This is a genomic window from Emticicia fontis, from assembly GCF_054779675.1.
Genome location: NZ_BAAGXU010000051.1, coordinates 158,732 through 175,320, shown reverse-complemented (window position 1 = coordinate 175,320; position 16,589 = coordinate 158,732). Strand labels below are relative to the sequence as shown.

Sequence of the window (16,589 nt, the reverse complement as noted above, 5' to 3'; positions counted from 1 at the left end):
CTGGTACCGATTTATTGTTTTATGCCCATTCTGATTATATCCATTTATTCTTCTGAGCCAGTTGCACTGCCTCTAGCTTAGAATGTACGTGTAGTTTCTGATAGATATTTTCAGTATGCTTACGGGTGGTTTTGGCAGAAATAAATAGTTGGTCGGCGATTTGGGTGTAGCTTAACCCATTGGCTATTTTCTCCAGAATTTCTATTTCGCGTTTTGTTAAATTGAATGATTCCGGCGATAGGTAAGGGGTGATTTTTTCTTCCGCAATAGGTTCTTTACGAAGTATTTCTAGCGTTTTGGCAGCGATAATGGGCGACATAGGTGCGCCTCCATCCATTAATTCTTCTATGCTTTTCAGAATTCTGGTAGGTTTTTCATCTTTCAATAAATAGCCCGATGCTCCAGCTTTGATGGCTTCAAAGATTTTATCTTCGCGGTCAAGTACCGTTAACATCATAATTTTTTGTGACGGATTCCTCCTCTTTATTTCTCGCGTAGCTTCTATGCCATTCATCTGAGGCATTTCAATATCCATCAGGATAATATCTGGGCTGTGGTTGGTGAGTTTTTCTAAAGCATCCAACCCATTTACTGCGGTAAACTCAATACGCAATTCTTCAAAAACTGAAAGGTTCTGACTGATATTGCTCAATAAAACGGGGTTGTCGTCTACAAGACCTACGCTGATTACACTCATATATGCGAATAATATTCTTTACAAATATCTGCCTAATTTATCACTCATTCAATACGGCATTTGCCCTATAAATGGGTAGTTCAATATGGATTGTAGTGCCTTTGCCAGTTAATGACTCAATCATCAATTCACCATTAATCTCCTTTGTCCGATTCCGCATATTCTGTATTCCATAAGATTCTGTACTTTGGGTTCTGTTTTCTTCCATACCTACTCCATTATCCTGAATACTTAGGCTTATTTTCTCTTCACTTTGCTCACAGTTGATATTGATTTGCGTAGCCTGTGAATGTTTCAATATATTCTGAATAGCTTCCTGAATTACCCTGAAAAGATTAATGGCCTGCATAGAACTAATGATAATATCAGGATTGCAGAGAGAAAAATGAATAGATACTTCCAGTTTATCTTCAATGGCTTTTAGTATATAATTGCGTAGGCGTTTATCAAAATTATCCAAGCTGATAGTAGACTGATGTGTTGCCCAGATAGTATCACGCAGATTCTGTACTGCTTCACGCACGTTTTCATTGATTTTTTCCAGTTTCTCAGGTTCAAGTTTCTGTTTGTGAGCCAGATAAGTAGCAGCATCAAGGCTGGTAGCAACGATGGTCAATTGAGAACCCACACTATCATGAAGATCACGACTGATGCGTTCTTTTTCGTATTGTAGGGTGAGTTTGTTTTCAAGTGCCAGACGAGCCTGCTTTTCCTTTTCCTCCCGTAATTGTCTGTACCGAAGTCCCAAACCAAACATTAACACAACCATATCAAACACTACACAAGCCACCTGTACTTCCTGCTCGAGGAGCCAGCTATGCTCTATAAATTCAAAGGTTCGGGAGTAGGAGAGAACCCCAAAAACAAAGAAAGGGGTAATGCCTATCAGGTAATTTTTGGCCAGTGAAGCATTTATACTATTGAAGTAGCTATATACCACAAAGTAAAAAGAAAGCACAATGGTCAATAAAAAACAGCATATCATAACCACTAATAAGATATAAGGTGATTCACCTGTGGTCTGCTGAAAATAAATCAATGCTATCCTTTGGAAAATCAGAGCAGCCAAAAGTCCAAGTGCTATTCGCCAGATGATAAGATTTCTTCTGTTTAATGTATGCCCGCCCATTACATAGTTTCTGATGAATAGTAAAAGAAATACTAAAGAGAAAAAAAGCATCCAATTTCGAAGCTCTGATCCTGAAACGAAACCAAAGCCTTGCTGATAAATGGGAAGAAAGAAACCTACACCTGTAAGTGTAAAACCTAGTCCAAACAAAATATATAGGGCATAATAGAGATAAACCCAGTCTTTGTTTGTGAAGAATATAGCCATCGAAAATATAAAAACTATGGCTACAATACCTGTAAAGAAGCTATAATAACTAGTATCAAAAATACGGTTTGAGAAAAATGTTTCTTCATTCTTTACGCTTGCCTCTCCTTTAATAAGCATTGTTTTCTTATACAATCGGGCGTAAATCAGCGTATCGCTATGAGGCTTTAATAAAATAGGAAGAATGAAATTTCGGTGAGGATAAAGCCTTTCAGGGAATGGAGTTTGCCATGCGAGTGATTTTATGAGGGTATAATCTTGTCGGTAGAAAGAAACTGAATCTAGCCATACAAATGCTACTTCAAAGAAGTATTTTTCGTAGTAGGCACCCTTATTTTGTATACGCGCTCTTAGCCAATGGTTCGCACTGTCTTTTCCGAAATTAATGAGATTGCCTTTTAATGGCTGAAATGGTTTTTTTGCAATCACCTTTGCCGGTAATTGTTTATTGCCATCTCTAAAATAATCAATCTGCTGAGCATAGGAGCTTAGTGACAGTAAACTCATACACAACACCAAACAGAGTAGCTTTGGCTTCATAAATGGCTATTAAAGGTTAAAAATAGGGCAATTGCCTTATTGAAAAGGCTAATAATTCTACTCAATTTTGTCACATCAACCTATAAGTGTTCAGAACCGAAGGCATGATTTCGGAATCTATGGAAATTTAGTACAAACGGATGAATTTTCTGTTATAAATCTGGAAAATCAAAGAATTAAACCTGTATAAGCAAATAGTGTAACCCAAAACAACACTTTTCTTTCATACCTTAAATTTTATTATTAAACACGCTTTACACCCATGAAAAAACTTGTCTACTCCATTCTTATTTTATTTGCCATTGCCTGTAAAACGGTTAAAACAGAACCCGAAACGCCTGTGGCTAAAGTATGCCAGATTCAGAAACTTACTACGTATGATGGCAGAAGTTATACGTATAAGTTTGACGCTAATAGTCGTTTAACTGAGATACTTTACAATTATATGAATGATGGCAAACCGGAAGAACTCAGTGTTAAATTTACTTATAATACAGCGGGTAATTTATTAAAAGTTATCAATTCTGAAGGTTATGTTGACGATTATATATATGATGCCAGTGGCGTATTGACAAAAATTGATTTTAAAGAGCCAGATGGGAAACTATACGACCAATTTACGATTAAGATGGATGCTCAAAAGCGTATTTCGAGTATGATAACGCAAAGATACGGTCTGACAGCCAGTTATGAATACAATGGTCCAGGGGGATTATTTTCAAAGGAAATTGTGTCTTATGATGGTAAAGTTTTAGATGTATACGAGATAAAAAGTCATGAAACGGATAAATCTAAAAAGTATTTTGATCTGGCAGTAAAGGGACACCTTTTTGATCCTACACTGTTTACTGACGATATGATTTATTCGAATCCGCTCAATTTTAGCCCGTCCAACTTAATGATTAATACCGTACAAGCATCTACCTACTACGATGAAAACTGGGAAAACATTGTTTCTACTTCTCGTCTTTATTGGGATGCTTCATTGACTCGCAAATACAATGAAAATAATCATGTGATACAGGAAGAATCACAAGATAAAGTAGAAAATGAAAAATATTCGTACTTATATACTTATTCGAATTGCAATTAATTTAAAATCGGAAAACTCATGAGAAAGATATTGATATGCTTAATTTTAGTCGGCTGCTCACTAGCTACCTTTGCCACACCAGACCCAAGAAAGAAAACCTTAAAGAGAGCACGCGTGAATGGCAAAACTGTTTTGATACCATTGCCTCCCAAAAATAGACGATAGAATTTTCAATTGATTTGTTGATAAAAAAAGAACCTTCTGAAAATTATTCAGAAGGTTCTTTTTTTATATTAGATACTATTACTTCACCAATTCGCCACTCAAACGTAGCAATTGTAGTTCAGAAATCTTGATATTATAACGTGCATTAGTCAGACGGTTTAATGAGGTATTTAAACTCCGTTGTGCTTCGTTTATCTCTAAGATAGTTGAACCACCTAATCTGAATTTCTCTAATGAAATCTGCATGTTTTCTTCTGCAACTTTGTTATATTCTTCTTCTAGTTTTAGAATCTCTTTATCAGTCTGGTATTGATTATAAGCTCTTACCAGATCATTTTCCATCTGTGTAATCCAGTCTAGTTCCTGTGTTTTGGCAATATCCGTATTGATTTTTGAGGTCTGAATCTGTCTGCGGATGATTTGACCGTTGAAGATTGGTACGGTTAGACCAACTCCGGGAGACAAACCATAGTTCTGGTTATATAAAAAGAGGCCGGCATTCGTTTTACTCAATTGGTAACCTAAGGTCGCATTAAGAGTTATTCTTGGTTGTTTAAGCCCTTGTGCCTCTCTTTGCTGGATTAGGGTTATATCAGTAGCTTTTCTGAAAGCTTGTAAGGTTTTGTTGGCTGTGCGTGCTCTGTTGCGAAGCTCTTCCTGCGAGGGATCGAAGGTAAGTGCTACTACTTCCTGCACATCATAGTCCATGTTCGGCTCTCTTATTAAAAAATTATTCAATGCTACCTTTGCATTTTTTAAGTCAGTTCTGGCTTGTACTAATAAGCTGGTTTGTGTACCTAAATCAGTTTTTGACTGGAGATAATCCAGCTTAGAACCTTTACCAAACTGCCAGCGTTGGTCTGTAATATTCAACCTTTCCTGATAATATTTAATAATAGTTTCCAGAAACAATACTGTCTGTTTCTGTCGCATAATTTCATAATATGCTGCCATTACATTAGCCATTGTAGTCTCCATAGCTATACGTGTCTGAATCTGGCTTAACTCGCTTTGGTTTTTCAGACGGTCATAGATGGCATACATTCGTTTGCCATCATATAGTGTCCAGGCAAAGGTTACGTTGGCTGAGGGTGTTAAGTTAACACCAAAGCGATTGGTTTCACTTCCATTAGCTAATACCTGTTTTACTTCGTTAAAGGCAGTTCCGGCATTGGCATTAAAATCAACGCGTGGCAACATACCTGCATTTCCTTTAAAAACCTGCGTTTCTGCTACCGTTTGTTGAAGTACGGCAACTTTTACATCGTAATTTTTTTCGAGTGCTATACTGACAGCATTTTCAAGGGTTAGTATTTCTTGTGCAATTGAGGTCTGGGCAACAAATAATAGAAGAATAAAATAATTTTTCACGTTGTTATATTTTTAATAATTTCATTGGGTTAGGTTAAAAAAGACCTCATGAAACTACTCTGGAATGATGCTTCGATTTTATTGACTTGCCTGATTGTAAATCGGGCAATTTGTGCTGTAATATGTATTAATTCAGTTTTATGATAATTATATTTAAATCAGGGGGGCGCCGATAAGCACCTCCCTGAATATATTATACCATTTCATGTTCTGATTCGTGGGCAATTCTCTCAATCTGTTTCATGCGCTCAAAGTCTTTATTGCGCGATAAGAAAGTATAAATAGCAGGAATCACATATAGAGTCAATACTAATGAGAACAATAAACCACCCATAATTACAATACCCATTGACATACGGCTTTTTCCGGCTGAACCTAGCGCAAAGGCAATTGGAGCAGCACCAAGTACAGTAGCCAAACTAGTCATTAAGATAGGGCGGAACCGCATCGCAGCGGCTTCAATCGCAGCTTCTTTCAGCTCCATTCCTTTTTCCCGTAACTGGTTGGCAAATTCAACAATCAGGATACCGTTTTTGGTTACGAGACCAATCAACATAATCATACCAATCTGGCTGAAAATATTAAGGGTCTGATTGAAATACCACAATGAGAACATCGCACCTGATACCGCCAGAGGTACAGTAAGCATGATGATGAATGGGTCGACAAAACTTTCAAACTGTGCTGCTAGAATAAGATAAACTAATAATAATGCCAATAAGAAAGTAAATAGTGTATTGGATGAACTTTCTGCAAAGTCACGTGAAGAACCTGAAAGCGCTGTTCTGATTGACTCATCATGCAAACGGTCTCTGATAGCATCCATTGCTTTAATTCCGTCACCGATGGTTTTACCTGGTGCTAATCCTGCAGACACGGTAGCACTCATGTATCTGTTGTAGTGGTATAACTGAGGTGGGCTGCTTTGTTCTTCAGTCTTCACGATATTATCCAACTGAATTAATTCGCCCAGATTGTTTTTTACGAATGTACTCTTTAAATCAAGCGGCTCATCTCTGTTAGCGCGGTCAAACTGCCCGATAACCTGATATTGGCGGCCATTCATTGTAAAGTATCCGAAGCGCTGTCCGGCAAAAGCTAACTGCATATTTTGCGCAATATCTGCCACCGATATTCCCATACTTTTGGCTTTCTCACGGTCGATAGATACCTCTAACTCAGGTTTATTAAATTTCAGGTTCATGTCATTTACTACGAAAGTTGGATCTTTGGCCACTTCGTCCATAAATTTTGGCATATACTCACGCAATTTTTCAAAATCAGGTGCCTGAATTACATATTGTACAGGTAAACCTCCACGAGAGTCAACTGCAATTGTTTGCTGTTGAATTACAAATGAACGGGCATCTGGCATTGCTTTTAATTTTCTGGTAACTACATCAACAATTTCTTGTTGTGTACGCTTACGTTCAGATTTATCTTTTAGGGCAATACGAGCAAATGCTGTATTTGGAGAGCCAGAGCCTGAAAAGCCTGGTGCAGTTACAGTCATAATCCCTTTAGCTTCAGGAATAGAGTCTTCCAGCATTTTGCTCATTTTTAATACATAGTTGTCCATATATTCAAAAGAAGAGCCTTCTGGTGCTGTAACCGAAACACGAAACCAGTTACGGTCGTCTAATGGTGCTAACTCTTGTTGAATACCTTTTCCAAAGAACCAGGCAATACCTAGAGTTAGAAACAGAATTGGAATCGCTACCCAACGTATTTTCATAAAGCTTGTCAGGCGGTTGCGATAGCCATTAATCATATTTTCAAAGAAAGGTTCCGTTTTTTCATAGAACCACGAACGCTTATGAGTTTTTCTGACCAGATAAGCATTCAGCATAGGTGTAAGCGTCAAGGATACAAAGGCTGAAATCAATACGGCTGAGGCAAGTACGATACCAAACTCACGGAATAGTTTACCAACAAAACCCTGCATGAAGATTACAGGCAAGAATACCGACGCTAGCGTAATAGAGGTAGAAATTACGGCAAATATAATTTCATTTGCTCCTTTAATGGCAGCCTCTATTGGCTTCATTCCTTCTTCTATCTTTTTATAGATATTCTCCGTTACAACGATACCATCATCTACAACAAGACCAGTAGCTAGTACGATAGCCAATAAAGTTAATACATTGACTGTATAGCCTAATATATACATTACGAAGAACGTTCCGATTAACGAAACCGGAATGTCAATCAAAGGTCTTACTGCAATAATCCAGTCACGGAAAAACAAGAAGATAATAATTACCACAAGGCCAATCGCAATTAATAAAGTTTCGCCCACTTCTTCTACCGAATTTTCGATAAAGACGGTATTATCAAGCAAGATATCCATCTTATAATCTTTCGGTAAATCTCTCTTGATTTCTTCTAATCTCTTTTTGATTTCCTTCGAAATTTCAAGATAGTTGGTTCCTGGCTGAGGAACAATAGCCAAACCAATCATAGGAATGCTATTCAGACGAAGAATGGTTTCTTCGTTTTCAGGACCTAACTGAATTGTACCAATATCTTTAAAGCGAATGATTTTATCGCCAATCGTTTTTACTATCAGATTTTCAAAGTCAGTCTCATTTTTGAAACGGCCAACTGTTTTTACAGTTAATTCGGTATTATCACCAGCTAATTTACCACTAGGCAACTCTACGTTCTCACGGTCAAGCGCTTGTTTGATATCTTGTGTAGTTACACCCTGTGCTGCCATACGACTTGGATCCATCCACAAGCGCATAGCATATTTTTTCTGCCCCCAAATCATTACCGAGCTTACTCCCTGGATGGTCTGTAAGCGTTGTGCTACCACATTTTCGGCCATATCACTAATTTCCAGGTGAGAACGTGCCTCACTTTGCAATAGCATACTCAGAATAGGGTCAGAGTTCGCATCGGCCTTAGATACGGTTGGAGGCGCATCAATATCTTGTGGCAATTGACGTACAGCACCTGATACTTTATCTCGTACGTCGTTAGCCGCGCGTTCCATATCAACTCCCAGCTCAAACTCAACAGTAATCTGGCTGGTACCTACATTCGAGGAAGAACTGATAGATTTAACTCCTTCTACACTATTCAGGTTCTTTTCAAGTGGCTCGGTAATCTGAGACTCAATAATATCGGCATTAGCACCAGCATAAGCGGTACGGACTGACACCACAGGCGGGTCAATAGACGGGTATTCCCGTACACCCAGGAACGTATAACCAATCACACCAAATAGGATGATGACAAGGTTCATCACTATGGCAAGTACCGGGCGTTTAATGGAAATGGTTGATATAGACATAATTTCGTAAATTTCATTGTTAATTCATGACCGGAGGCACTATTACTCTCTTATTTTACAACCTGTTTTACTTTTACAGGAGCATCTTTCTTGATTGACATAATACCACTTACAATTAAAGAATCGCCCGAAGTAAGGCCGCTTGTAATCTGAATATTTTTATCGTTACGCAAGCCAGTTTCTACCATCTTTTCAGCTACTTTGCCGTTTTGCATCACATAGACTTTCTTACCTTTCAATACTGGGATAATCGATTCGGTAGGTACCATAATGGCTTGTGAAATATCCAGATCAACTGTTACTTTTACAAACATCCCCGGAATCAATCTGTCGTTTGGGTTTTGTGCAATCGCTCGGACCTTCAAAGTACGTAAGTTCGGATCTATTTTTGGGTCAATAGCCACGATATTGGCTGAGTAACTGATTGCCTGGCCTTCAACCTCAAACTTTACATTACTTCCTAATCTGATTTGTGTTGAATATTTTTCAGGAATTGTAAAGTCAATTTTTACAGGGTTGGTCTGTACCAATGTAGCCAAAGAGATTGTACTATTCACATAGGCTCCCTGGCTCACGTTTTTGAAGCTTATTTTTCCTGCAAATGGAGCTTTCAAAACAGTTTTTTCAATGCTTGTTTCCAAAAACTCTTTATCGGCGTCCAATGTATTTAATGTATTAGAAGTAATCTCATATTCTTCTCTACTAATCGCATTGATTTCCAATAATTTTTTCTGACGCGCATCGGTTTGTTTGGCCAATTCGATCTGATAATTGATTTTTTTCAATTGTGCCTGCAAATCAGTATCTTTAATTTTAGCAATTATTTGTCCAGCTGCTACTCTGCTCCCTTCTTTGATATTCAAGGCTACAATTCTTCCGGCTGCTTCCGGCATTAATTGCACTTCTTCATTTGGGAAAACAGTACCCGGTGAGGTCACTGCGTTATCAAGTGTGGCAAAACTCGTTACAAATATATTTACGGCTGTCGGAGCTCCACCACCCGGGCCACCTTTACCTTTTTCTCCACCTCTTCCGCCAGCTGCTGCTCCCCCTGGGCCACCTGCACCTTTTTCTTCTGGTTTATTAAAAAAGAATATTTTGCCAAGCACAAGCACAACAACAACTGCAATAATAGTAAGTATAGTACGCATCTTAATTTTTAGCTTATTTTTAAATAGGGTGAGTAATTTAGGTTAAGTGTAAATCGATATAGTATTCAGAATAATTTAATTTTCTCTTAAGACATTTAATTTTTTATTAATACAAACGAAAAAATAATGGTTTTTTTTACGAAAGTAAGTGATTTAAGTGATTGTAACTATAAATAAACGACAAATTCGTCGTTTTTGACGACTATTCATTAAAAAACGTATTATGAGCAGAAATTACCAGATTTGAAGCTAAATCCGCCACTTAAAAAGCTAAAACTGCCAGATACTTATTCTGGGTAGGAGGGTGCCTTAGGGCTACTTAATTTTGGATAAGTAATTCAAAAACCACCTAAATAGTAAAGCTATGAAAGCAAATCTTGATATTAAAACTAACAACCTTGTAAGAGTAGGCGGACACAAAAGATTTAACCCTTCAATCATCGTTTTGATGGAAGCGGATATCAATTACACAAAAGTTCACCTCAATACAGGAAAAGTGATATATGTAGCTACTAATCTGAAGAAACTAGAAGAAAGACTAGCCACCAATGTTTCGTTTTTTCGCTCGCACCGCTCTTTTATCATCAACCTCAATCATGTGAATACTTGTGGAGAAGATACTGTGCAATTAGCTAACAATAAAACTGTATTGGTAGCTCGCCGTAGAAAAGAAGCCCTGGCTCAGAAACTGGCATGTTTGAAAATGGCGGTTTAAGACTCGTTAAAAAACCATCATATAAAATAACGAATGGCCATTTCGTAACCCTTCATGCCCAATCCACAAATCATGCCTTTGCATCTGCTTGATAAATATGAATGATGACGGAAAGATTCACGGGCGTGAATATTTGAAATGTGTACTTCTATTGCAGGTGTCTTGATGGCTGATAGGGCATCAGCAATGGCAATAGAAGTATGTGTATAAGCCCCTGCATTGATAATCAATCCATCAAATTCCACTCCTCCGTAGCCTACTTCGTGTATCTTGTCAATAATTCCTCCTTCATGGTTTGATTGATAATAGTGAAGCTCAACCGTTGAAAACATCTCCTTCAATTCTGCCAGATAATCTTCAAATGTCTGACTTCCGTAAATATGTGGTTCTCTTTTTCCAAGCAAGTTAAGGTTAGGGCCGTTGATAATAATTATTTTTTTCATCGAATGATTCAGTATTTTTACGGCAAGTTACAAAAACGATTCGTGTTTACTGATAAAATTTACGGTTTTGAATTGGCCCATCTACATTCAACATTTTAAAAACTACCTGAGACTGGAACGCTCTATGTCTGAAAATTCCATTGAGGCCTATCTACGAGATGTTGAAAAATTAAGCCAGTTTGCCTCCATGCAAGCTCATACACCTGCGCCCGAAGCTATTACCGAGAGAGACATATCAGATTTCCTCGAATACATTAACCAATTTGGATTAACACCTACATCACAGGCTAGAATTTTATCAGGAATCAAATCTTTCTACAAATATCTGGCACTTGAAAATATAATCCAGATAGATCCGACACAGTTGATTGAAGCCCCTAAAACAGGTAGAAAATTACCTGATACACTCTCTTTTCCCGAAATTGAACAAATGCTGGAAATGATAGATGTTTCTACACCGGAGGGTACAAGAAATCGGGCAATTCTGGAGGTTTTATACAGTTGTGGTGTGCGGGTTTCTGAACTGGTTGATTTAAAACTGACCAATTGCTATTTTGATATTGGCTTTATCAGAGTAGTAGGAAAAGGGAATAAAATGCGTCTGGTACCTATTGGCCGCGATGCCATCAAATACACTAAAATCTATTTAGAAAGCATCAGAAATCATTTGGATATAAAATCGGATGCCGAAGATATTGTATTTTTGAATCGTAGGGGTAAGGCAATAACAAGAGTTATGATTTTCCTGATTATTAAAGAACTGGCTGAGCGGGCAGGGATTCACAAAAATATTTCACCACATACTTTTCGTCATTCGTTTGCCACTCATCTGATTGAAGGAGGGGCAGATTTAAGAGCCGTACAAGAAATGCTGGGGCATGAATCAATTACAACTACTGAAATCTATACACACCTGGACAGAGCATTTTTGCAAGAAACACTCAAAAGTTATCATCCAAGAGAAGGGCTTCCGCAGAATAAAGCTAAAGCCATTAGGCGACAATAAAGAAATCATTAAATCTCATAGGCTATGAAAAAAAATGAAAATAAGATTCTTACTTTGACGGTCAGTCCGGCCATTGATAAAAGTACAAAGTTTGCCGGATTGGTAGCTGAACAGAAAATCAGATGCGAACCACCTCATTTCGATGCCGGTGGGGGAGGAGTCAATGTCTCAAAAGCCATTGCTCGACTGGGAGGTAGTTCTTTGGCTATTTTTACGGTCGGTGGAGCATCTGGGGAGTTATTAGAAGATTTGGTGAAGAAAGAGGGGATTGATTACCAAGTTATCAAAACTGAAAGCTGGACGAGGGAGAATTTCATAGCAGTAGACACCCTTACCAATGCGCAATATCGCTTCGGTATGCCCGGACCTGCTATCACAGAGAAAGAATCGCAAGAGATACTAAGAGCTGTAGAAGAAGCCAGACCAGATTTTCTGGTAGCCAGTGGAAGTTTATCACCGGGTTTGGGAGATGATTTTTATGAAAAAGTAGCCGCTATTTCTCATAAAATCGGTTCGAAGCTGATTGTTGATACTTCGGGCGTACCACTTGAAAGAGCCATGGATGAGGGCGTATTTCTCTTAAAGCCTAATGTTGGAGAACTAGCCAAACTGGTAAAAAAAGAATCACTGGAAATCAATGAAGTAGATGATGCTGCCAGAGAGATTATCAGCAAAGGCAAATGTGAAGTTGTGGTCGTTTCAATGGGACCACAGGGAGCAGTTTTAGTGACCAAAGATATATGTGAACATATTCCGGCACCACCTGTGCAGAAAAAGAGTACAGTAGGTGCTGGCGACAGCATGGTAGGCGGAATGGTATGGGCATTGGCAGAAGGTAAAGAATTATCGGAAATGCTCCGTTGGGGTGTAGCCTGTGGTTCTGCGGCTACAATGAACGAAGGAACACAATTATTTAAAAAAGAAGATGCACTTAAACTCTTAAAATGGTTAAATACTTATGGAGAAAAATATCAGATTCGTAATCTTTAGTTTAGTACTGTTCTGTAATCAGGCATTTGCCCAATTGCTACATTCGCACAACGACTATGAGCAGAAAGAGCCTTTCTTTGCTGCTTACAATTTAGGATTTGACTCTATTGAGGCCGATTTGTATATCAAAAGTGGCAAGCTGTATGTGGCACATGATGAGAAGGATATTACCAAAAAACGCACCTTCAAAGCTTTATACTGGAAGCCTTTATTGTCTAAAATTAAGGCTAATAAAGGGTATGCTTATTCAGATAAAAAAGAGTTATATATTTTACTCGATTTGAAAAAAGAGGGCAAGCTGATAATGACCGAGCTGGAAAAAATGGTGAAGCGTAACAAAAAAGATTTACAGCACGTGCATATTACGATAAGCGGAGATATGCCTAAGCCGGAGGAATTCGGGCAATATGATAAACTGTTCTTTTTTGATGGAAGAAGAAACATTCAGTATTCTGAAGAAGCCTATAAAAGAGTAGATATGGTAAGCGCCAGTTTTCTGGATTTTGGTAAGTACTGGCCTGGAAAAGAGCAATTATCAGAAGAAACTTACCAGAATATCAGAGCCTTTGTGATGTCTAATCATGCGAAGGGAAAGCGTGTGAGAATCTGGGGAACACCTAATACAATCCTCAGTTTTGAGACCCTGAAAAAGCTGGGTGTAGACTTTATAGGTACCGATGATTTAGACTTATTGAAGAATTTTGTTGATAAATAAAATAATGTTTGCTACCTTGTAATCAGTAATTTTTTCAAATGTTTACATATAGAGATTAGCGTTATTTTTGCTGGTTGGTTTCTGTAACGTAACACAATAGTAGATTTTCAATTAATTGAGATTACAAAGGCGTCGTTTGCGTTTTGAATGTAATCATTCATACAACAGCTAAAGACTGACATTGCTCTGAGTGAATAGGAATGTAATTTATTGGCACGGAATGTTCTTTATGGATGGTCCGGGTTGGTACCTATTTACGTATTAGCTATTGGCAGGTATAAAAACCTTTTGCTATCGAATGAAAAAAGAAACGCTGATGAGCAACAGAATCACCCAAAATGAAAGCCTAAGAAAGAGAAATTCAGCCCAAAAGCCTTCTTTTGGTTCTTCAGATGAGCCCAAAAGTCTAGAAGAATTAGAAGAAAGCCTCCATCTCTTAATGATTAATACCGATGAGTGTTTGCTGGTAGTAAATACGAATCTGGAAATAATAACCTGCAATCTTCAATTTCAGGAGCTCTACGATAAATATTTTGGTATTAAAATAGAAAAAGGTGAGAATGTTCTATCATACGCCAGACCAGAACGTGTTGAGTTGTTGAAACAAATCTATGAAAGAGTATTACATGGCGAGCATATTTCGACTGAAATTGAGGTGATTGCTCCTAATGGGTCTATCATCTTTTTTCTCAATAAATTCAAACCTATTTTTGATAGGCAGCAGAATATTATAGGTGCTTTCGTTTCATCTTATAATATTACAGCCAACAAAAGAACCGAATTGGCGCTTCGTGAGAGTGAGGAAAAGTATCAATATATTGTTGAGAATGCTCTGGAGGGTTTTTTGTTCAGCGAAAAAGACGGGACTATTCAAGATGCCAACAAGACTTCTTGCGAGATGTTTGGCTATACTTTGGAGGAGTTTAGAAAATTAAAATGGCATGATATAATAGTCTATGAAACGGAAACTATCAGTAAATTCAGGGAAGAAAGAAACAAGACAGGTAGGGTGAGAGGTGAGTTAACGGCAGTTCATAAAAACGGAAGACATTTTCCTTGTGAGTTTTCTTCAATCTTTTATAAAACGAGTAGTGGTGAGCATGATGGAAGAATCAGTACGTTTATTAATGATATTTCAGAACGAAAGAGGGCAGAGGAAGACAAAGAATTGAGAGAGAAGCGTTTCTCATCCTTAATAGAACACGGTGCCGACGGGGTAGCAATCCTATCACTTAATGGTATCCCCAAATACATTTCTCCATCTATCGAAAAGGTGCTGGGCTATACCGTAGAGGAATCTGCTACACTAGATTTATTTTCGGCTACGCATCCCGATGATGCCAGGTATGTGCAGGCAGCATGGATGGAAATGATGCAAAAACCAGGCGTACCTGTGCTAGGGCAAGTGGCCCGAATCAGACATAAAGATGGAAATTACCGATGGATAGAGGGTATATTAATTAATATGCTACATGAGCCAAGTATTGAAGGCATTGTCAATAATTTCAGAGATGTAAGTACCAAAGTCTTAGCAGAGCAGGAGAAAGAATTTGAGCGAAGAGATAAGGAAGCACTCATTAATAATACAGAAGATCTTATATGGAGTGTAACCAAAGATTTCAGGCTTATAGCAGGCAATAAGGCTTTTATTGAGTCAATGCGTTTATCAACGGGTATCTTATTAGTATCTGGAGATAATCTGCTAATGAGTGAATTCTTTGATCGCCGATTTATTGAGTTCTGGCGGACACTTTACCTACGGGGGTTAGCTGGTGAATCTTTCAAAGAAGAATCTTACATCTCAGGCTTGCTGGGAGTCGAAAATTCGTGGATTGAAGTAAGTATTAATCCTATAAGAGATAATCTGGAAATAACTGGTCTGGCTTGTTATTCAAGAAATATCACTAAACAGAAAACCTTGCAAGACCGGTTGATTCATAGTGAAGAGCGCTTTCGAGCCTCGTTTCAGTATTCAGCAGTAGGAATGGCTATTGTAGATTTAGTGGGTAGATTTCTCACTGCGAACCAAAGTCTATGCCAGATGATTGGCTATACCGAAGATGAACTCAAAGAGTTGACTTTTCAGGATATTACTCATCCAGACGATCTGGATTTAGACCTCAAATTGATGAATGAGGTGCTTGACGGAGCCAAAGAAACATATCAGATGGAGAAAAGGTATATTCATCAAGCTAAACACGTGATATGGGTGCATCTGGCGGTTTCGTTAGTCAGGCATAAATATGGCGAACCTCTCCATTTCGTCGCACAGATTAAGGATATTACTCAAAAAAAGAGAGATGAATTACATCTTTTAGCCTTAAACCTGAACCTGAATCAAAGAGCTGAGCAACTGGCATCAACAAATGCCGAGTTAGAGCAATTTGCCTACATTGCATCTCATGATTTGCAGGAACCTTTAAGGATGATTACGGGATTTCTGACTCAATTAGATAAAAAGTATAAAGACCAGCTAGACGATCGAGCCAAGCAATATATAAATTTTGCAGTAGACGGAGCAGCCAGAATGAGAACTATTATTCTGGATCTTCTGGAGTACTCGAAAATAGGCAGGAATGAATATGAACTGGATTGGGTAAATATGAACGAGGTGGTGCAGGAAATAGTGCAGAAAAATATCTGGCACGAAGAGGGTGTACAGGTTAAATGGCAGGATTTACCTACCATTTATGGTGCAAGATTACCTTTACTTCAGGTTATGCAGAATCTTATTTCCAACGCAATCAAGTACAGAAAAAAAGAGGAAAAACCAGATATTAAAATCACAGCAACAGATAATCATAAAAGCTGGCAGTTTTCGGTGGCTGACAATGGAATTGGTATAGAATCTCAATTTTTTGAGAAAATATTTGTGCTTTTTCAAAGGCTGCATCATAAAGAAGAATATTCGGGAACTGGTATTGGATTAGCCATTTGTAAGAAAATCATTGAAAACCACAATGGCAGGATATGGGTAGAGTCGGAATATGGAAAAGGTAGTACTTTTCATTTTATCATTAACAAATAATTGCTGAACACTGAATATAAATCCCTTAACTCTCTTGTATA

At 38.0% G+C, this 16,589-nt stretch carries 12 protein-coding genes; 6 read left to right on the top strand and 6 right to left on the bottom strand.

The features are described 5' to 3' along the window. Nucleotides 1–34: 34 nt before the first annotated feature. Both ACYVFA_RS21750 and ACYVFA_RS21745 read right to left on the bottom strand, forming a co-directional pair. Nucleotides 35–697 carry a transcriptional regulator gene (locus tag ACYVFA_RS21750; RefSeq protein ID WP_460473974.1) on the bottom strand — a complete coding sequence of 221 codons (663 nt, stop codon included), beginning with the start codon at nt 695–697 and terminating at the stop codon, nt 35–37. A gap of 40 nt (nt 698–737) precedes the next feature. Beyond that, nucleotides 738–2,573, bottom strand: coding sequence for a sensor histidine kinase (locus ACYVFA_RS21745; protein ID WP_460473973.1), 1,836 nt, complete (start codon nt 2,571–2,573; stop codon nt 738–740). Nucleotides 2,574–2,835: 262 nt separating this feature from the next. Here ACYVFA_RS21745 and ACYVFA_RS21740 point away from each other — a divergent pair, with 262 nt between their 5' ends. Beyond that, nucleotides 2,836–3,666 (top strand): hypothetical protein, encoded by an 831-nt coding sequence (locus ACYVFA_RS21740; protein WP_460473972.1) that lies wholly within the window; start codon nt 2,836–2,838, stop codon nt 3,664–3,666. Between the two features lie 243 nt (nt 3,667–3,909). Here the strand turns inward: ACYVFA_RS21740 and ACYVFA_RS21735 are convergent, their stop codons facing one another. The 3 genes from ACYVFA_RS21735 to ACYVFA_RS21725 form a co-directional block, all read right to left on the bottom strand. Further along, entirely contained in the window at nt 3,910–5,202 is a 1,293-nt protein-coding gene (locus tag ACYVFA_RS21735; RefSeq protein WP_460473971.1) for a TolC family protein, read from the bottom strand. A 193-nt stretch (nt 5,203–5,395) separates the two neighbouring features. Further along, the gene (locus tag ACYVFA_RS21730) at nt 5,396–8,500 is read right to left on the bottom strand and encodes an efflux RND transporter permease subunit (RefSeq protein WP_460473970.1); all 3,105 of its coding nucleotides are present in this window, start codon (nt 8,498–8,500) and stop codon (nt 5,396–5,398) included. 50 nt (nt 8,501–8,550) lie between these two features. Further along, nucleotides 8,551–9,651, bottom strand: a complete 1,101-nt coding sequence (locus tag ACYVFA_RS21725) for an efflux RND transporter periplasmic adaptor subunit (RefSeq protein WP_460473969.1) — start codon at nt 9,649–9,651, stop codon at nt 8,551–8,553. A gap of 364 nt (nt 9,652–10,015) precedes the next feature. On the opposite strand from ACYVFA_RS21725, the gene ACYVFA_RS21720 reads away from it, so the two are divergent. Next, the gene (locus tag ACYVFA_RS21720; protein ID WP_460473968.1) at nt 10,016–10,366 is read left to right on the top strand and encodes a LytR/AlgR family response regulator transcription factor; all 351 of its coding nucleotides are present in this window, start codon (nt 10,016–10,018) and stop codon (nt 10,364–10,366) included. A 17-nt stretch (nt 10,367–10,383) separates the two neighbouring features. Here the strand turns inward: ACYVFA_RS21720 and aroQ are convergent, their stop codons facing one another. Next, nucleotides 10,384–10,809 (bottom strand): type II 3-dehydroquinate dehydratase, encoded by a 426-nt coding sequence (gene aroQ / locus ACYVFA_RS21715; protein WP_460473967.1) that lies wholly within the window; start codon nt 10,807–10,809, stop codon nt 10,384–10,386. A gap of 67 nt (nt 10,810–10,876) precedes the next feature. Between aroQ and xerD the strand changes: the two genes are divergently transcribed. The 4 genes from xerD (at nt 10,877) to ACYVFA_RS21695 (ending at nt 16,548) form a co-directional block, all read left to right on the top strand. After that, nucleotides 10,877–11,815 carry a site-specific tyrosine recombinase XerD gene (gene xerD, locus ACYVFA_RS21710; RefSeq protein WP_460473966.1) on the top strand — a complete coding sequence of 313 codons (939 nt, stop codon included), beginning with the start codon at nt 10,877–10,879 and terminating at the stop codon, nt 11,813–11,815. 24 nt (nt 11,816–11,839) lie between these two features. After that, entirely contained in the window at nt 11,840–12,805 is a 966-nt protein-coding gene (locus ACYVFA_RS21705; protein ID WP_460473965.1) for a 1-phosphofructokinase family hexose kinase, read from the top strand. Continuing rightward, nucleotides 12,774–13,520 (top strand): PI-PLC domain-containing protein, encoded by a 747-nt coding sequence (locus ACYVFA_RS21700; RefSeq protein WP_460473964.1) that lies wholly within the window; start codon nt 12,774–12,776, stop codon nt 13,518–13,520. Before ACYVFA_RS21705 ends, ACYVFA_RS21700 begins: the two co-directional genes overlap by 32 nt. A 298-nt stretch (nt 13,521–13,818) precedes the next feature. After that, nucleotides 13,819–16,548, top strand: a complete 2,730-nt coding sequence (locus tag ACYVFA_RS21695) for a PAS domain S-box protein (RefSeq protein WP_460473963.1) — start codon at nt 13,819–13,821, stop codon at nt 16,546–16,548. Nucleotides 16,549–16,589 lie beyond the last annotated feature (41 nt).